Genomic DNA, 18,364 nt, shown 5'->3' with positions numbered 1-18,364 from the left:
TGTTGCTTTTACAAGTAACGCCTTTTTTTGTACCCATTCAGTTCATAATTTTACACACCATATAAGATACATTTTCATGCCAAAAAACGAAAAACTAAAGTCTATCCTTATCATCGGATCTGGCCCAATTGTAATCGGCCAAGCGTGTGAGTTTGATTACGCGGGATCTCAATCACTAAGATCATTACGAGAAGATGGTATTGAAACTATATTGATCAACTCAAACCCGGCAACTATCATGACCGATCCCTCAATGGCCGATCATGTTTATTTGTTACCGCTTACTACCAAGTCCATCATTCAAATTCTTAAAGAGCATCCACAAATTGATGCGGTGCTTCCTACAATGGGAGGGCAAACAGCCCTAAACTTGTGTATAGAAGCTGACGAAAAAGGGATTTGGAAAGATTTTGATGTCGACCTTATTGGTGTGGATATCGATGCGATTAATATTACTGAAGATCGTGAGAAATTTCGTGAGTTGATGCTGAAAATTGGTGTTGGTATGGCGCCTCAAGCAACAGCAACCTCCTTTTTAAAAGGGAAAGAAATTGCACAAGAGTTTGGTTTTCCGTTGGTAATTAGAGCGTCATATACCTTAGGAGGTGCAGGAGCATCAATTGTTTATAAGCCTGAAGATTTTGATGACCTATTACGTCGCGGTCTTGAAATATCACCTATTCATGAAGTCATGATCGACAAGGCTATGATGGGGTGGAAGGAATATGAATTAGAATTGCTTCGAGATAAAAACAATAACGTTGTTATTATATGTGCGATTGAGAATATGGATCCTATGGGAATTCATACTGGAGACTCTATTACGGTAGCACCAGCAATGACCTTGTCCGATACTACCTACCAAAAAATGCGTGACTTAGCAATCAAAATGATGCGAAGTATTGGTGATTTTGAAGGTGGTTGTAACGTACAATTTGCAGTTAGTCCAGATGATAAAGAAGATATTATTGCAATTGAGATTAATCCGCGTGTGTCTCGTTCCTCTGCGTTGGCATCTAAAGCAACAGGATATCCTATTGCAAAAGTAGCAACTAAATTGGCTATTGGATACTCATTAGATGAATTAGAGAACCAAATTACGAAGTCGACATCGGCTTTGTTTGAGCCAACCTTAGATTATGTAATTGTAAAAATTCCACGTTGGAACTTCGATAAGTTTGAAGGCTCCGATCGTACGCTTGGTTTACAAATGAAAGCGGTAGGTGAGGTAATGGGAATTGGACGCTCTTTTCAAGAAGCACTTCATAAAGCAACCCAGTCCCTCGAGATTAAACGAAACGGACTTGGTGCTGATGGAAAAGGATATAAAGACTACGATCAAATCATTAGCAAGTTAACACATGCTAGCTGGGATCGTGTTTTTGTGATTTATGATGCCATTCAAATGGGAATTCCTCTAAGTCGCATCCACGATATCACAAAAATTGATATGTGGTATTTGCGTCAGTATGAAGAATTGTATATGCTGGAAAAAGAGATTAGCACGTATACAATTGCCAGCCTGGATAGAGACTTATTGCTAGAAGCAAAGCAAAAAGGATTTGCCGATAGACAAATTGCCCACATGCTCGGCTGCTATGAAAGCGAGGTTTATAATAAACGAACTGAATTAAAGATTAACCGAGTTTATAAGTTAGTTGATACCTGTGCGGCGGAGTTTAAAGCGATGACTCCTTATTATTACTCGACCTTCGAAGCAGAAATTGAGACTCCTGATGGTACGCGTTATGTTGAAAATGACAGCGAGGTATCTGATAAAAAGAAAATTGTAGTCTTAGGCTCTGGTCCAAATAGAATAGGGCAAGGTATCGAATTTGACTATTGTTGCGTCCACGGGGTTTTAGCTGCGGCAGAATGTGGTTATGAGACCGTAATGATCAATTGTAATCCGGAAACGGTTTCAACAGATTTTGATACAGCTGACAAATTATACTTCGAACCAGTTTTCTGGGAACATATATATGACATCATCCGTCATGAAAAACCGGAAGGTGTAATCGTCCAGTTAGGCGGTCAAACTGCATTAAAACTTGCTGAGAAATTATCTAAATATGGAATCAAGATTATCGGTACAAGTTTCGAATCATTAGATCTTGCAGAGGATAGAGGAAGCTTTTCTACTTTATTAAAAGAAAATAACATTCCGTATCCAGAATTTGATATCGCAGAAACTGCAGATGAAGCACTAGCGGTTGCGGATAAACTAGATTTCCCGATTTTGGTTAGACCATCTTATGTTTTAGGAGGTCAGGGAATGAAGATTGTGATTAACAAGCAAGAATTGGAGGAGCACGTTGTCGATTTGCTAAGAAAAATACCAAATAACAAACTGTTGCTAGATCATTATTTAGATGGTGCTATTGAGGCAGAAGCCGATGCAATTTGTGATGGTGAAAATGTATATATCATAGGAATCATGGAGCATATTGAACCTTGTGGTATTCATTCAGGAGATTCAAATGCTACCTTGCCGCCATTTAATTTAGGTGAATTTGTAATGCAACAAATTAAAGACCATACTAAGAAAATTGCTTTAGCACTTAACACAGTAGGTCTTATTAATATTCAATTTGCGATAAAAGATGATACAGTATATATCATTGAAGCGAATCCAAGAGCATCGCGAACGGTTCCATTTATTGCGAAGGCCTATGGCGAACCATACGTAAACTATGCCACCAAAGTTATGCTAGGTGAAAAGAAAGTAACCGATTTTGATTTTAAACCGCATTTAGATGGTTATGCAATCAAACAACCGGCATTCTCGTTCAACAAATTCCCGAATGTAGATAAGAAATTAGGGCCTGAAATGAAAAGTACAGGTGAGAGTATCTTATTCATCGATAGCTTGAAGGACGACGAATTTTACAATTTGTATTCAAGAAGGAAGATGTATTTATCCAAATAAAATACTCGGATTGTAACTAAAAAAGTCGGTTTGAACTTGAAAGTTTAAACCGACTTTTTTATTACTTATTTTTCGATTTCTTTTAATAAACAATCGACTTTTACAGCCACTTCTTGAGCAATCTTTTTAAAGACTAATTTTGGTACTTTAATATCGTGATTCTCAGGTTTAATTATAAAAGATGAAGACAGTTTTAAATGTTCATCTTGCGTATCAATATCAACGGTGGTTTCTACAGATTGCTCAACACCATGAATCATAAAACTCCCTTTTAGTATATACTTTCCTTCAGGTTTTTTTAAATCAAAATCAGATAGCTTTCCTAGAAAAGTTGCTTTGGGAAATTTGTCTGATTCTAAATAATTCTCGTTAAAGTGCTCTTGCATTAAGGCATTAGGAAAAACAAATTGGCGTACATATAGTAATGCAGCAAATTCACCCGTATCGGTATTCAGCAATGCCTTTACTCGGATATTTTCAGCCGTAATATTTTCTAATGGTGTAGACGCATTAAAACTTACGATACCATTTTTGGTTTCGTATTTGTTTTGTGCTGTAACAATGGTTGTGGTAACCAAAAACAACGTGCATAGTACCCGAAGCATGTCTTAATTTTCAGGCATCCCTGCATTTACCCAGTCTTCGATGGTTTGACGTAGTGTAGCATTCATTCTACCAGTTTGCGGCATAGGAGCAGTTGTACTATTAATCCTGCTAACTAGATTACGATTGTTGACAGCGTCAACTACCTGATTATAGGTAACGAGCGACATTGGTGCACCGTTAGTAGGAGTACTTGCATGGCATCCCGTACAATTTCCAGCCATTATACCCTGAATGTCTGCTGTAAATGTTGGCGTTTCCCCTTCTTGCATTTCTTCAGGATTGTCATCATCTTTATTACAATTGTATAAAAAGACGGTACTCGCTATTAATGAAAGGGTTACTAGTCGGTTTAAAAATCTTTTGGGGTTCATAGATTAAACGGTTTAGGTTCTTTAACTGAAAAATATGGTAAATTATTGTAGTCAATTTATATTAAAAATCCGATGTATTAATAATAAAATGATGAAATTAGACCTGTTAAATCCAATTAAATTGTTTTGATAATGTCGAAATTATCCTTCCTATTATTCATTTTTATCCCGATTACTAGCTTCTCCCAAAATACGTTACTCGACGAGATCGATACTGATGCAGGTGATGATTTGAGCGTTATATCTGCTTTTAAAGGATTGAAAATTGTCAACTTTGAGTCGACAAAAATGATTGCTAAGAAAGACTTTTATTTTGTAGTTGCACACCGTTTCGGAAGTGTGAAAACTGGAATAAAGGATTTTTTCGGACTTGATAATGCGAATACACGATTGAGCTTTATTTATGGCTTAAGCGATTGGCTTAATGCCGGAATATCGCGAAGTTCGGTTGATAAAACCTATGATCTTTCGATAAAATATCGATTTATGAGTCAACAGGAAAGTGGATTTCCAGTTACCATCGTCGGCTACTCACAATTTGCTTTAAACACTGGTTTAGACGAGGATCTAATTCCAGGTTTATCATCTAGTGATCGATTATCAGTCACACAACAAATTTTAATTTCAAGAAAATTCTCTGAGCGATTTTCTTTTGAATTGATATCCACTGTTTTTAATGAAGGGTTTGTGGATTTCCCTACTCAAGATAATACTCAATTCGCCTTGGGTTTTGGGGGACGATACAAGCTTACAAAACGTTGGAGTTTCAACATGGATTATGGTTTGCATTTAAACCGGGCTAGTGGTTCAGATTTTAATAACCCGCTATCAATTGGTTTTGATTTAGAAACGGGGGGTCATGTATTTCAGCTACATTTTACAAATGCGCAACAAACCTATGAAAGTGGTTATTTGGGCAATGCTATTGGGGATTGGACAGAAGGCAATTTCTTTTTTGGATTTAATTTGAGTCGGGTTTTTTAGTTGAACTAGAGCGACTAGATTTTAGATCTTTTTTCAAGCCATATTTATAGACATATATCATAAATCCGAATATAATCATCATCCCTAAGACAGAAGGAATGTATTGACTGTGCGGTTGATATTGATCAAATACAGTACCGACAAAAGCGGCTAAAAGACCCGAAAATGCACTGGTCATTTTATATACGTGCTCATAAAGCCAGATTCGGTTTTTTTCATATTTCTTTTTCGGAATTAGATATCTTAAAAAATCATACATAACAACTACCAGTAATGCGCCTGCACCGCTATATATAATAACTGGAGACCATATCATACCAATAGATTTAAAATAGTATAAAAAATAGGCTAGCACTAAAAGACTTGCCATTGCTACTAAAACATCAATACTTTTAAGTGTATTTGATTTTAATACTAGCACTCTATAACCCGAAAACGAAACATAACCGCTTAGTACGGTTATCACCAACAAAAAGGAATTTCTTTTAAATACAAATACACCTATTAGACCAGTTAAAATGACAAAGGCAATCAACCTTAAAAAGTACTTGCCACTTGTATTATGTAGTTTACCTCCTTTTGTACTTAATAACGCGACTAGTCCGAGTGCAAGAGCAATACAACCTGTGATAATGTGAATCACTATGTTATACTTGTGTACGATTTCCATGTTTCAAAGCTTTTATGATGAACGAATTTCCCTTTAATAAGGCAATTCAAGCGCAAATAATTGAAATGTTAGTAATGGAAAAAGTGAAATATGGCGAATAGCCCAAACGATGGGTAAGTGCTCCTAAAAAATGGGCGAAATTATTTCGTAAAACAATGTAGTTTGGAACTACTTATTGGATTTTGATAAGATTTTTAATTGTTGACAAATATCCTTTACTGCTTGTGATTGATGGAATCCTCTTGTCATCGAACATAATGACATAACGGCCATTTAAATGAGGCTTAATTTGTTTAATATGGTTTTCGTTTACAATATACTTCCGGTGTACTCGTGCGAAACTTTTGTTTAGACGTGTTTCTAGAAAAATTAATGAATAATCGCAAAGCTTTTTTTCACCTTGGTCAATGTACACAAAAGAATAGTTATCATAGGCTTCGAAATAAAAGATATTTTCAATAGGAATAAGCACTATGTTTTCACCTTGCTTAACAGGAATTTTGCTAATTGAATTAGTTGTGGAGGAAAGATCGGTTTCATTATTCTGAATGTCGAAATGCTCTTTATTTTGTACTGACTTTGCGTCTTTAGTTTTAAGTAGCTTGTTTTGAAAGAAACTGTAGCCTAGTATTAAGGCAATAATCCCATTAAACAAGTACATTTTGCCTCCCGTAAAAGGCTGAAATTGTTGATTTTGAAAAATTAATGATCTTATTGTATGCTCCATCTCCGTCGCTAAAACACCACTAATAAAAAAGGCACACGTCAAGAAGATATAAAGCTTGAAATTTGTTTTAAGATGAGACAAAAACCAAGGCTTGTTCAATACAATGAGCACTAAGCTATATCCAATAATAAAACTTGTAGATAAGGATTGTATAACCCATTGTACCCAATTTAGATCACCATTCAATAAATAATTAGCGGTACCTATTCCTATACCAATAACTGCGATGTATGGTATAAAGCGGTTTGCTTCTTTGAAGTAAAATGGTTGGGTTGTCAATATTGGTTAATCTCCTTAATTTATTTTTAGTTGATAAATCGCATTTTAAAACGAACTACTCGTTTAAAGAAAACTTTGGTTTCGACTGCCACACGATATTAATTATTTTCCAGCCTTCATCGGTGCGAACGAGATTTAGGTAATCGATACCCCAAACTGCGCTAACTTTTGCTACCGCTATTTTGTCGGAAACTTCTAAAACCTTCACCTCTCTTATGCTATTTGCATCAGTGCGATCTCCTTTTAAATTCCATTTTTTTGCTAGATCAACCAACTTATTAAATGGCATTTCTAAAGGACCACTATAGCTTTTTGTTTTGTCATTGTACCACCAACCAACTTTTCGCAGATCTTTATGAACGCTTTGATATGCGAGAGTTGTATCAACCTTATAAAATGCATCGATATAGTTATAAGAAACCTTAGTGACATCCTCAATAGCCACTTCTTTTTCCTGCGCCGAAATTTGGATGCTCATTCCGATTAATAGAGCAATTATTAAAATTCTCATGATTATAGTCTTTGTGATCGATCTAGTCGACCGTTATTGGTTACATAACTTTCACATTGTAATTTTCTAGCTGATCAATATATTTTTTTGCGTCAAACTTTCCTTCACCAAATTCTGATTTACGTTCGTGTGCCATTTCTTGTCTTTTGATCGATCTAATGAAACGCCTGATCTCTTCATCACTATCGATTATTAATCCTGGTACTGGAACTGTTTTCCCATTTTCATCTTTGGCGACCATCGTGAAATAGGAAGAGTTGCAGTGTTTTGTTTCCCCGGTTTGAATGTTTTCCGAATCTACTCGAATTCCAACAACCATTGAGGTGTTTCCTACATAATTAATAGATGCTTTCATAGTAACCAATTCACCTACGTCGATCGGATTTCTAAAATCTACCGTATTTACAGATGCAGTAACACAATAAACGCCAGAATGTTTAGAGGCACAGGCAAAGGCAATCTGATCCATTAACGAAAGAATGTACCCACCATGAATTTTTCCACTAAAATTGGAATGGGAGGGAAGCATCAACTCACTTATAGTGATACGTGATTCTTCTACATGTTTATAAATAGTTGACTTAGTCATCGGATTCTGCTCTTTTTAAAATAGGTTCCGGAAGCGATTTTTTCGCTTTGGCTCCCATTTTCTTTAATTTTTCAACACTCGTAATAAGATTTCCACGACCTTCAACAAGTTTATTCATGGCTGCGCTATAATCTTTTTTAGCATCGTCTATCTTCTTGCCTACACCAGTAAGATCTTTTACCAATCCTTCAAATTTGTCGTATAAAGCACCAGCTTGTCTTGCAATCTCGATTGCATTTTGTTGCTGTTTCTCGTTATTCCACATACTGTCAATAGTACGCAAGGTGGCAAGCAATGTTGACGGAGTGACGATAACAATATTTTTTTCAAAAGCCTTATTGTAAAGCGAATTATCCTCATTTAATGCAACTGCAAATGCCGGTTCTATTGGAACAAAAAGCAACACGAAATCAGGCGATTCGATATCATATAAATCTTGATAATTTTTATCAGAAAGTTGATCAATATGGCGTTTGAGTGAATTTACATGTGCGTTTAAATAGGCTTGTTGCTCATCATCATCCGCATTTGCATAACGCTCGTAATCAGTTAATGACACTTTACTATCGACAATCATTTTCTTATTCCCAGGTAAATTAATAATGACATCCGGCATTACACGGCTGCCATCTTCTCGAGTAAAACTTTGTTGTACCAAATACTCCCGATCTTTTTCTAAACCAGATTTTTCTAGAACACGTTCTAACACCAATTCTCCCCAGTTTCCCTGCATTTTGCTATCACCTTTTAGCGCTTTTGTGAGGTTAAGAGTCTCTTTACTCATTTGCTGATTCAGCTCTTTTAATCCGAAGATTTGTTGACGCAAAGCCGCATGGTAGTCGATACTTTCTTTATGGGTTTTATCTACTTTTTCTTCAAATGTTTTTATTTTTTCTTGAAGCGGATTGAGAATATTCTTAATATTTTCTTTGTTCTGCTCGGTGAATTTGGTTGACTTTTCCTCCAGGATTTTATTGGCTAGTAGTTCAAAATCCTTTGTAAACTTTTCCTGTAGTTTGGCAACTTCTTCTTTCTGTTCGTTATTTTTTTGAAGGAGGTTGTCATATTCAACCCCTTTCATACTCAGTTGATTTTGGAAGAAGTCCTTTTCTTCTCGGATTTTTTCTTTTTCAGAAACTACTTGTTGATTGACACCTTGAAGTTCATTGATTTTTTCACCTAATTGAGATTGACGTTCTTCTAAAGTACTCGTAGTAGCTTTGTTTTTAAAGTTGGATAAAAAGAAACCAATAACACCACCAATGGCTGCGGCAAGGGCGATAATTAAAAAAGTGTAAAGCGATTCATTCATGTTGATAAAGATACATCAAAGCCGACATATCGAAAATCATTTTTTCACTTTAAACGACGCAGTTTTTTTATCAAAAACGATGAGATCATTTGGAAAAAGCGATTCAAAAACTCCTGTTTCGATCAAACTGTTAGGAGTCCCAAACTGGACTTTATCAGACTGCATTACCAGTAGGTTATCGGATAATTGTAGTGCAAGCTCGATTTCATGTGTTGAAAAAATGATTGTTTTATCAAACTCCACACATAGATTTTTTAGAAGATTTAAGATATATGCTTTGTGGTACATATCTAAATGAGTAGTTGGCTCGTCAAGTATGATTAGGGGCGTTTCTTGTGCCAAAGCTCGAGCTATCATTACTTTTTGAAACTGCCCATCACTAAGTTGATGACATTTTCTATCGGCAAGCTCTAAAGTATGAGTTGCAGCAAGTGATTGTTCTATCAATTCTTTGTCTTTTGGAGACAATTTACCAAGCCAATTGGTGTAAGGTTGTCTCCCAAGTCCCACAATTTCTGATACTGTAAGGTTTTTAGAAGCGATTTGTTCTGTAAGTACCAGACTTAATTTTGCAGCAAGTTCAACTGGTTTCAACAGATCGAGTGGTTGATCATCAATTTTAATGGAACCAGATAATACGGGCTGTAAATTGGATAACGTCCTTAATAAGGTAGACTTTCCAACGCCATTAGCGCCAACAATGGCAATTAGTTTACCTTTCTCAAAATCGACATTTATTTCTCGAGAAATGACAGTTTCGTTTCCTGACTCTTTATAGCCAATACTTAAATCTTGAATTTGTAAAATGGGATTTTTCATATCAATCAAAACATCATTTTACGTTTTTTCACCAATAACCAGATAACAACGGGAGCTCCAACCAAAGATGTTACAGCATTTATAGGAAGGGTATATTGGCTAAATGGAATTTGGGCAATACTATCACATAACAACATGAGTATGGCACCATATAATGCAATGGCAGGTAATAGGATTTTATGATCTGTAGTATTAAAAATTTGCCTTGTTAAATGTGGGACGGCAAGTCCTACAAATGCGATTGGCCCCGCAAAAGCAGTAATGCTCCCTGCTAATAGACTGGTGGCAATAATGATGATAAAGCGGGATCGTTTTATCTTAAGGCCAAGACTTTGCGCGTAGTTTTCACCAAGTAACAAACTGTTCAGAGATTTGATGGAAAGAATACTAAGAAGAAGTCCGATTAAAAATACCACTGTAAACAAAGCCAGTTCATTCCAACTTAGGTCACCAAGACTACCATAGGACCAGAATACATATTTTTGAAGCTGCTCGGCACTACTAAAGTAAGCCATAACACTTACAAATGCTGCCGTGAGACTACCAAACATTAATCCGATAATTAAAATTGCCATGGTATCACGAACTTTATTTGCAACAGAAACTACCAACAATAAAACCGCAAAACAACCAATTGCTGCTGCGGCGGTAATGCCCCAATATGAAAGCAGTGTAGTCGCCAAAATTCCGCCAAAAAGGCCGCTTCCCATAATTAATAAAGCGACACCTAAACTGGCACCCGAGCTTAATCCAAGTACAAAAGGACCTGCAAGCGGATTTCGAAACAGTGTTTGCATAAGCATTCCGCTAATACCCAATCCTGCGCCTACCAAAATTGCTGTAATGGCTTTTGGCAATCGGTAGTGTTGAATGATATAAGTTTGAGTACTTCCTTCATCATTAAAATCGAATAAGGAAGAAAGAATAGTATCAAATGCAATATGGACGGAACCAAGACTGATGTTTACAACAAATAATACTAATACTAATAAACTTAGCATTACAAATTGAAGGTGATATGTTTTGTTATTTGACAATTAACGTAGTGGCTTAAAAAAGGTAGCTTGATAATTTTCTAGTAAGCCAGGGTGAAAAATATTAATCATGTCTTTTAAAACAAGATCTGGTCTGTTTTGCCCGAGTTCGTAATATAAAATTCCGCCCGTTTCTCCTTTGGTTAGTGTAAAATTGAACACTTTTTTGTTTTTAAATGCATCGAATTGTGAATAATGCTCGCTACCATTTTTCATGTCTTCATAGGACTCAAATTGCCCAGGGGCAATCCAAAAATCGGCCTTCTTTCCTTTTTCTAAAACTGATTCAATATTGAGCGAAAGACTTCCTGTTCCTTTAGTGTCCGACCACAAGTAATTAACATTAGCATCCTTTAAAAACTGCGTTTGAAAACTTTCTCCCGCCGGTAAATACCAAATGTCTTTGTACATGGCCCCACTTAAAACTGTTGGCTTACTTGTGATTGTACTGGCTAAATTTTTAGCTTCTAGATAATCAGTTTCAATCTGCTTAAAAATACGATCCGCTTGTTGTTCCTTTTCAAAAAGCAAACCGAACAATTTAATCCATTCCGCTTTCCCAAGGGGAGTCTTCTCTGTCCAATCACCATTGTACAATACAGGAATTTTCGCTTTTTTAATCGTATTATAGGTCTTGTTATCGTTGTTGATAGAAAAACCAACGACCAGTTCTGGCTCAATAGACAGTAACATTTCGGTATTTAAGCTTTCATTATTTCCAATATCTTTTATTGTTCCATTATCAATTTTTGTTCTAGCGGCCTTAGATGAAATATATTTTGTGTCCGGAAAGCCAACTAGGGCGTCAAGACTGTTAAGCGCTTCTAGGGATGGAATATGCGTGGTAGACGTGACAACTAGTTTTTCCACTGGTGTTAAAATAATGGCATCATATTCTACAATAGCGAATGTGGTCGCTGCGGCCTTTGCTCTATTGATAATGGCGTATTTAAAGCTTTTTTCTGCGTTTGGCCATGGATCTTTGATAGTGACAACGGTAAAATTCGAATTTTTCTCTAGTTCAAGGCCACTTGCATATTTTATAGTAACGGGATTATTTACTTCGTTGACTTCTGGAGTATTCAGGGACGGTAGTTTTTTGTCAATCGGTTTTTTACACCCAATGAAAAAAAGCAATAGCAAGGTTAGATATGAAAAATATCTCATGGTGACACGGTTAGAATATCAAAAGTAAGACTATACCGCATAAGTTCTAAACTAACACAAATAATTAGTTTCTATCGCGACCTTATTTCATAATAAAATGAAACCGTAGCTGTTGCTATGCTTACACTTTCTTATTCATCTGTCCACGCCACAATTCAAATTCTTTTAGTGTGATTTTAGAATTTTATGTGGTATTATTTAAAATTTGAAGTATGTAGAAGATGAAAATGTTTAATTTCGCAGCGAATTTTGGTTTCAAATTCACATTGGTGAATGAGAATTAAAAGGGAATCGAGTTAAAATTCGGAATTCTGAATTGAAATCTTGAGCTGTTCCCGCAACTGTGATTCTATGCTGAACTCGTATTAGCACTTTCTTTATTGAAAGGTATTATTACTGCAAAACCACTGTTTTATCCCAATAGCTATCGGGAGAGATGGGAAGGTAAAATGATATTAGATAAGCCAGGAGACCTGCCTTTATTCATTAATTATTGTCAAACTTCGGGATAAAGTTGACGTATGGGTAAACTCATACTTTTTCCTTTTTAGAAAATTTAAAATGATTAAAAGATTAGCGTCTTTTGGTGCATTAGTGTGCACATGTACTGTTGCCGTTGCGCAACAAGAGGAAGTAAAAGAACAACAACTAGAAGAGGTTGTAGTAAGTGATTCGCGATTTGAATTAAAGCGTGAAAATTCCGGAAAAACCGTTATTAAGATCGATCAAAAAGAAATCGAACGAAATCAAGGTCGCACCTTGGTAGAATTGATTAATACTAAAAGCGGTATCGAAATTAACGGAAGCCGAAGTAATGCAGGTTCGGTCCTAGGGACCTTTGTTCGTGGTGGCAACAATCGTCAAGTACTTGTGGTTATTGATGGTGTTCAAGTATCTGACCCCAGTAATGTAAATGCCGAATTTGATTTACGATTAATTTCGTTGGATCAAATTGAAAGTATCGAAATTTTAAAGGGAGCTGCTAGTACGTTATACGGAACTGCTGCCGCCAGTGCAGTAATTAATATTACGACCAAGAAAGCAAGCGCTGATGGTTTAAGAGCGACGATCAATTCTTCTTTTGGAACCAATCAAGCTGAAAATGAGGATGATTACCGTTTTAATGATTTCTCAAATCAAGTAAATCTATTTGGGAAATCGGACAAAGTATCAGCGAATGTTGGCTTTGGTCATCAAAGTGTTGATGGTTTGTCAGCTGGCTTAAATGGCGAAAGCGATCCTTTTTCAAGAATAAATGCGATTGCAGGAATTGGCTATCAAGTTTCGGAAAAATTCAAAGTTGACTTCGGATTCAATTATGATAAATTCAATGCTGCATTCGATAATTTTGATGGAGCTGATCGTGATTTTGAATCAATCTCAGAACAAACTCGTTTTCGTATTGCTCCGACCTACAATTATGGAAAAGGAAGTGTAACTGCTAATGTTGCAATCAACGACATCGATAGAGAAATCAATAGCGATTTTCCTAATACATTCGATTCGCAAACACTTGTTGGTGATGTATTTAATAAATACACTTTTAATGATAAGCTATATACCATTGTAGGTGTCAATTATATCAAACAAAAAACACGTTTCAATACAATTGAAGAGGAAACCACAACGACTGATCCTTATGCCAATGTAGTCTATGTTTCAGAATTTGGATTGAATTTAAATGCGGGAGTTCGCCTTAACAATCATAGTGAGTATGGCAGTAATTTTATTTACAATGTCAACCCATCCTATGTATTCAGAACTGGAGATGGATACATCAAGGCTTTTGGTAGTTATGCCACCTCTTTTATTACTCCTAATTTATCACAACTTTTCGGTCCTTTTGGGGCAAATCCTGATCTCGATCCTGAGACAAATACAACTTTTGAACTAGGTTTAGAATTCAAGGATGATAATTTTAGAATTAGTGGTGTTGCTTTCAGTCGAAAAGAAAAAGATTTTATTGATTTTGTGGTTGTGGATTTCACCACTTTCGCTGGAGAATTTCAAAATGTTGCAGATGATTTTGAGGCAAGAGGAGTCGAAGTAGAGATCGACTACCTGCCTATTAAAAATTTAAATATTACAGTAAATAATACGTTTATTGAGAGACCCGATCAAGTGCGTTTGCGTTTGCCTAAGAACAAGATTAATGCATCTGTAGGATATCAGTTTAACGAAAAGACATTTGCCTCACTTCAGTATCAGTATACATCATCTAGAGTGGATACTGATTTTAGTACGTTCACTAATGTTGACCTAGATAGTTTTGCTTTATTAGATATATATGCAAATCATCAATTAACAAAGCGAATGAAACTTTTTGTTGGCGTATCTAACCTCTTAAATGAGGAGTACTTGGAAGTAATTGGATTTACTACCAAAGGAAGAAATGTTCGCTTTGGATTTATATTGAATCTATAAAAATTGTAATTCTGTAAACCGCGGACACCTTTTTTCTCGTAAATAAAGCCTAATCAATTAATCTTAAAGGTTTTTTAAATGAAAAAAGTAGTAGTATTCAGTGCAGTTGTCAGCTTGATGTTGTCATCATGTGTTGCAAAAAAGAAGTATGTAGCACTTGAAACGGAATTAAGCAATACGAAAAGTACACTAGTTAAAACTCAAGTAGAGAAAGAAGAACTGGAAACAAAGGTTTCTAAAATAGAGGCTAGGGTTGAGGAATATAACAATCGCATTAATTCGTTAAAAGAATTAAACGATAGCCAGTTAACGAGTGTTGGTGATGTTGCAGTAATGAGCAATACTACGAAACAGAAAATGAGGAATACGCTTTCTAAGGTAGATCCATCATTACTTGCAAATGCAGCTAGTTTAGAAGACTCGATTAATTTAGCGATCTCCCATAATTTGAAGAAAACGATTGCTGATAATGAGGATGATGTAGATATCAATGTTGACAAAACAGTAGTGATGATCAATATTTCTGATAAGCTTTTGTTCAATAGTGGTAGTTACCGATTAAATGAAAAAGCAAATACCATTCTTGAAAAATTGGCAAACGTCATCAACCAAGAGCCAAGTATCGAAGTAATGGTTGAAGGACATACTGATTCTAAAACCATTAGAACTCCAGATATGTTTGATAACTGGGATTTAAGTGTGAAACGTGCTACATCAATTGTCCGTCTATTACAGGATAAGTATGAGGTAGATCCGTCTAAATTGATAGCTGCTGGTAGAAGTAGTTATGTTCCTTTAGCTGAAAATAATTCTAAGGAAAACATGGCTAAAAACAGAAGAACACGAATCGTAATTATTCCTGATTTAGATAAGTTTTTTGCTTTGATGGAGAGTGAGTTGTAGATATTAGTCCATTTTAAAAAAAAATAAAACCCAGCTATATGTTGGGTTTTTTTATTTTATATTTCAAATGGAGTAGTTTTTTGAGAACCATTCTAATCGAATTATTGTTTTTCTATTTTAGCCTTTCCTTTATTCACTTTTTCCACTTTTATTGGATTACGTCCTTCTTTGGGCGGTGCTTGAGGGCATGCCTGCATAGGGCTTATACATATGTCACAGTTAGTGCATGACGTCCCTGGAGGGCAATTATCGCAAGGATCGGGTCCTGTGCCTGGATCAAACTCCACTATAACTGTCCCCGTAGCTGTCCCACCAAACCCGTCTGAAACTTGATAGGTGAAGGTTGAAGTAGCCCATGTACCTCCATTGCCAGAAAATACAATTGTTTGTTGACCAGTCCCAATTATTGCAGTGCCACCATTATTAGAAGGCGTACCGACAGCATTCAAAAGTACGGTATGTCCGTCCGGATCGTTGGTTAGTGAGTTAATAGAAATCAATAAAGTACCTGATCGATCAGAGATTAATCTTGTAACCGATTGAGGGTTTATTGTTGGAGGCCTATTAATAAATACCGAAACCGTGGCGTCATTTGAAACATTACCATTAATATCTTCTAAATTGTACGTAAATGTATCATTGCCAAATTCTCCATTCGTAGGGACGTAGTTAATTGCATCACCTTGAATTGCCGTTATTCCTTTACTAGGATTTGAAGGAATTTGATTTATGATGAAATCATCATTTTCAGGGTCCTCATCAATACCTGATCCATTGTCAGCATATACCAGTAGTAGGTTTTGACTTGAATTTTGTTGTATAATAAATGAATCATTTTGGGCTATTGGAGGTTGATTCCCTGCTACATAGTCAATTCTGAAGGCGCTTGTTCTTATTGGTTCTGTTTGTCCAACTGGAGTGGCTGATATACTCAAATTGTGAAGATTGACAGATGTTCCTGTATAATTAAAGTTAAAGCTTGCGCCTCCATTAACAGTAGTGGTAATATGGGTATCACCTGAATTAAATATACCATCAGCTTGATCTGAAGCAATGGTTAGGTCGTAAGCGGATATGAAGGAGGTATCTGTAGGGTCAATTCGTACACTTAGATTGGTAACCTGAGTACCTGCAGTTTCTGTAATCGTAGTTGTCGGATTAACGGTAATCGAAAAATCAATAATTTTAATGTTGATGTTCTGAGGATTTCCAGTAACTGTTCCGCCCGAAGCATTGCGCGCCTCAAAATTTAAATCAGCAATACCGATAGATGTTCCTGCCCTAAATTTCCAAACTGTAAGATTTGAATTATTTACGGAAGTCCAGGTATTGAGACTCACTGTATTATTAGATTGGTCTAGTATCTGTCCTCCAGCAAGATCTCCAGTAAATCGTACCTCATGTTGCCCACCACCAACTGGACCGGCAGGAGTAATATTTAGATTAATATCTATTTCGTTGTTAAAGAATAAAAACGGATTTACTGTTACCGTGCTGGCACTAAAAGTAAATGGGAATGCTGTTGAGGTATAATTGATATTTCTATTTTCATTTCTTGAAAGACCGTTAAAAGAAACCGGTACTACTGAAACCGAAATAGCATGATTGGTTGCTGTAGTCCCTATATATGAGATGCTGATTGGGCTTCCAGGTGACTGATTATTTATGGTTAGGGTACCTGTCGAGCTATCTCCACCAGCATTAATAGTTCCATCTGTGCCTTGATCTGTATTTATTGTTATGTTGTACTGATTCCCTATTTGTCCATTGACTTCGCCGATAAACAAGGTAAAATCAACTGAATTACCTACTTCCGCATTAATTGGATCAGTATCGGGTATTAAGTTAATTGTAAAAGTTTGTACCGCAATATTAATTGTGCTTGATCCAATTTCTTCTCCAGCTCCATTTTTTACATAAATTTCAAAACTAGCATCAAAAGCGGCATTTCCTATAAAAGTCCAATTAGTAATGTTATTGCCAATAGATATATCTGTATCCACGTTAATACTCGTGCCATTAGATAGGTCAAAAGAACCTGTAGCGTTTCTATATCCGGCAGTGTAAGGCCCATTACCCCCATTTGTTTCATCAATATCGATAGTAATTTGTACATTTTCAGTCACGTAACTGGCGTTCTTAGCACTGTTAATTAATACTGTTGCAGAACCTGTTACATTGACTATAATCTCCTGGCTAGCTGTATTTGTATTTGTGCACCCATCAGCATCTTCAATAGTAAGTGTTGTTGTAAAAGGAGATCCTGCGCTTGTGCTATAAGTATGATCAACCGTCGGATTTGTTGTAGTTTGTATAGGCGATCCATCACCAAAGTTCCATGTATAGGTAATTGCGCTACTAGCAGTCGAGGCAGAAGCATCAAAGTTTACCGTTTCACCTTCGGTAATTGTTAACTGATCTACATTAAACGAAGCAACTGGTGTCGTGTTGACTACTACAGTTCTTGTCATATCAGTAGCTCCCGCTGCTGAGTACGTCAAAGTATACGTTCCAGGCAGATTAGTATCAAACGGATCAGGAGAAGATGTGGTGGTAACAGGAATTATATTCCCATTTCCATCTTCAGCTGAGACAGTATCGGTAAAAATAGCTCCTTGGCATAGTGTCACAGTCGCTGGAAGTGCCCCAAGATCGATAAACGGAGAAGTGGCGGGGTTTACTGTTATTTCTTGACTAGCATTGGTTGCAGAAGTACACCCATTAGCATCTTCAATAGATAAAGTTGCAGTAAATGGAGAACCAACATTACTACTGTACTGGTGAGAAATAGTTGGGTTTGTGGTTTGTTGGATTGGCGATCCATCACCAAAATCCCAGTTATAGGTAATTGCGCTGCTAGCAGTCGATGCAGAAGCATCAAAATTAACCATGCTACCTTCTGTAATTGTCGATTGATCGACGGTGAAGGAAGCTACTGGAGTTGCATTAACTACAACAGTTCTAGTCACATTAGTAGCTCCTGTAGCTGAATAAGTTAATGTATACGTATTAGGAACGTTAGTATCAAACGGATCAGGA

At 36.3% G+C, this 18,364-nt stretch carries 15 protein-coding genes and 1 riboswitch; of the genes, 4 read left to right on the top strand and 11 right to left on the bottom strand.

Annotated features, from left to right (window positions below; genetic code table 11):
• The first annotated feature begins 76 nt into the window (after positions 1-76).
• The gene (gene carB, locus GWK10_RS14755) at positions 77-2,929 is read left to right on the top strand and encodes a carbamoyl-phosphate synthase large subunit (RefSeq protein ID WP_164033166.1); all 2,853 of its coding nucleotides are present in this window, start codon (positions 77-79) and stop codon (positions 2,927-2,929) included.
• Between the two features lie 65 nt (positions 2,930-2,994).
• On the opposite strand, the gene GWK10_RS14750 is transcribed toward carB, so the two are convergent.
• Together GWK10_RS14750 and GWK10_RS14745 are read right to left on the bottom strand one after the other, a co-directional pair.
• Positions 2,995-3,534 carry a YceI family protein gene (locus tag GWK10_RS14750; RefSeq protein ID WP_164033165.1) on the bottom strand — a complete coding sequence of 180 codons (540 nt, stop codon included), beginning with the start codon at positions 3,532-3,534 and terminating at the stop codon, positions 2,995-2,997.
• 3 nt (positions 3,535-3,537) lie between these two features.
• Positions 3,538-3,906, bottom strand: a complete 369-nt coding sequence (locus GWK10_RS14745) for a hypothetical protein (protein WP_164033164.1) — start codon at positions 3,904-3,906, stop codon at positions 3,538-3,540.
• A 132-nt stretch (positions 3,907-4,038) separates the two neighbouring features.
• Between GWK10_RS14745 and GWK10_RS14740 the strand changes: the two genes are divergently transcribed.
• Complete coding sequence (locus GWK10_RS14740; protein ID WP_164033163.1) at positions 4,039-4,890, top strand: DUF5777 family beta-barrel protein; 852 nt, start codon at positions 4,039-4,041, stop codon at positions 4,888-4,890.
• Here GWK10_RS14740 and GWK10_RS14735 read toward each other — a convergent pair.
• From GWK10_RS14735 to GWK10_RS14700, 8 genes are all read right to left on the bottom strand, one after another.
• A complete protein-coding gene (locus GWK10_RS14735; protein ID WP_164033162.1) occupies positions 4,868-5,560 on the bottom strand; it encodes a hypothetical protein in 693 nt (230 codons plus the stop codon). The genes GWK10_RS14740 and GWK10_RS14735 overlap by 23 nt on opposite strands.
• A 172-nt stretch (positions 5,561-5,732) precedes the next feature.
• The gene (locus tag GWK10_RS14730; protein WP_164033161.1) at positions 5,733-6,566 is read right to left on the bottom strand and encodes a LytR/AlgR family response regulator transcription factor; all 834 of its coding nucleotides are present in this window, start codon (positions 6,564-6,566) and stop codon (positions 5,733-5,735) included.
• A gap of 55 nt (positions 6,567-6,621) precedes the next feature.
• The gene (locus GWK10_RS14725) at positions 6,622-7,077 is read right to left on the bottom strand and encodes a nuclear transport factor 2 family protein (RefSeq protein WP_164033160.1); all 456 of its coding nucleotides are present in this window, start codon (positions 7,075-7,077) and stop codon (positions 6,622-6,624) included.
• Positions 7,078-7,117: 40 nt separating this feature from the next.
• Positions 7,118-7,666: an acyl-CoA thioesterase gene (locus tag GWK10_RS14720; protein WP_164033159.1), complete on the bottom strand. Its 549-nt coding sequence runs from the start codon at positions 7,664-7,666 to the stop codon at positions 7,118-7,120.
• Positions 7,659-8,978 carry a DNA recombination protein RmuC gene (locus GWK10_RS14715; protein WP_164033158.1) on the bottom strand — a complete coding sequence of 440 codons (1,320 nt, stop codon included), beginning with the start codon at positions 8,976-8,978 and terminating at the stop codon, positions 7,659-7,661. Before GWK10_RS14715 ends, GWK10_RS14720 begins: the two co-directional genes overlap by 8 nt.
• A gap of 36 nt (positions 8,979-9,014) precedes the next feature.
• Entirely contained in the window at positions 9,015-9,797 is a 783-nt protein-coding gene (locus tag GWK10_RS14710; protein WP_164033157.1) for an ABC transporter ATP-binding protein, read from the bottom strand.
• A 5-nt stretch (positions 9,798-9,802) separates the two neighbouring features.
• Positions 9,803-10,834 carry a FecCD family ABC transporter permease gene (locus GWK10_RS14705; RefSeq protein ID WP_164033156.1) on the bottom strand — a complete coding sequence of 344 codons (1,032 nt, stop codon included), beginning with the start codon at positions 10,832-10,834 and terminating at the stop codon, positions 9,803-9,805.
• Positions 10,835-11,998 carry an ABC transporter substrate-binding protein gene (locus tag GWK10_RS14700; RefSeq protein ID WP_164033155.1) on the bottom strand — a complete coding sequence of 388 codons (1,164 nt, stop codon included), beginning with the start codon at positions 11,996-11,998 and terminating at the stop codon, positions 10,835-10,837. It abuts the gene before it with no gap.
• 233 nt (positions 11,999-12,231) lie between these two features.
• A riboswitch (cobalamin riboswitch) is annotated at positions 12,232-12,493 on the top strand.
• Between the two features lie 66 nt (positions 12,494-12,559).
• Here GWK10_RS14700 and GWK10_RS14695 point away from each other — a divergent pair.
• Together GWK10_RS14695 and GWK10_RS14690 are read left to right on the top strand one after the other, a co-directional pair.
• Entirely contained in the window at positions 12,560-14,422 is a 1,863-nt protein-coding gene (locus GWK10_RS14695; RefSeq protein WP_164033154.1) for a TonB-dependent receptor plug domain-containing protein, read from the top strand.
• A 78-nt stretch (positions 14,423-14,500) separates the two neighbouring features.
• The gene (locus tag GWK10_RS14690) at positions 14,501-15,325 is read left to right on the top strand and encodes an OmpA/MotB family protein (protein WP_164033153.1); all 825 of its coding nucleotides are present in this window, start codon (positions 14,501-14,503) and stop codon (positions 15,323-15,325) included.
• A 101-nt stretch (positions 15,326-15,426) separates the two neighbouring features.
• Here GWK10_RS14690 and GWK10_RS14685 read toward each other — a convergent pair.
• Positions 15,427-18,364: beta strand repeat-containing protein (locus GWK10_RS14685; RefSeq protein ID WP_164033152.1), on the bottom strand; the 2,938-nt coding region annotated here is incomplete at its 5' end.

Origin of the sequence: Spongiivirga citrea, from assembly GCF_010671565.1 — a bacterium.
Taxonomy (GTDB): Bacteria; Bacteroidota; Bacteroidia; order Flavobacteriales; family Flavobacteriaceae; genus Spongiivirga; species Spongiivirga citrea.
This window is presented reverse-complemented; position numbering and strand designations above follow the sequence as displayed.

Coding starts and splice junctions, on each gene's coding strand:
- carB (WP_164033166.1), top strand. CDS start 77: ATGCCAAAAAACGAAAAACTAAAGTCTATCCTTATCATCGGATCTGGC.
- GWK10_RS14750 (WP_164033165.1), bottom strand. CDS start 3,534: ATGCTTCGGGTACTATGCACGTTGTTTTTGGTTACCACAACCATTGTT.
- GWK10_RS14745 (WP_164033164.1), bottom strand. CDS start 3,906: ATGAACCCCAAAAGATTTTTAAACCGACTAGTAACCCTTTCATTAATA.
- GWK10_RS14740 (WP_164033163.1), top strand. CDS start 4,039: ATGTCGAAATTATCCTTCCTATTATTCATTTTTATCCCGATTACTAGC.
- GWK10_RS14735 (WP_164033162.1), bottom strand. CDS start 5,560: ATGGAAATCGTACACAAGTATAACATAGTGATTCACATTATCACAGGT.
- GWK10_RS14725 (WP_164033160.1), bottom strand. CDS start 7,077: ATGAGAATTTTAATAATTGCTCTATTAATCGGAATGAGCATCCAAATT.
- GWK10_RS14720 (WP_164033159.1), bottom strand. CDS start 7,666: ATGACTAAGTCAACTATTTATAAACATGTAGAAGAATCACGTATCACT.
- GWK10_RS14715 (WP_164033158.1), bottom strand. CDS start 8,978: ATGAATGAATCGCTTTACACTTTTTTAATTATCGCCCTTGCCGCAGCC.
- GWK10_RS14710 (WP_164033157.1), bottom strand. CDS start 9,797: ATGAAAAATCCCATTTTACAAATTCAAGATTTAAGTATTGGCTATAAA.
- GWK10_RS14700 (WP_164033155.1), bottom strand. CDS start 11,998: ATGAGATATTTTTCATATCTAACCTTGCTATTGCTTTTTTTCATTGGG.
- GWK10_RS14695 (WP_164033154.1), top strand. CDS start 12,560: ATGATTAAAAGATTAGCGTCTTTTGGTGCATTAGTGTGCACATGTACT.
- GWK10_RS14690 (WP_164033153.1), top strand. CDS start 14,501: ATGAAAAAAGTAGTAGTATTCAGTGCAGTTGTCAGCTTGATGTTGTCA.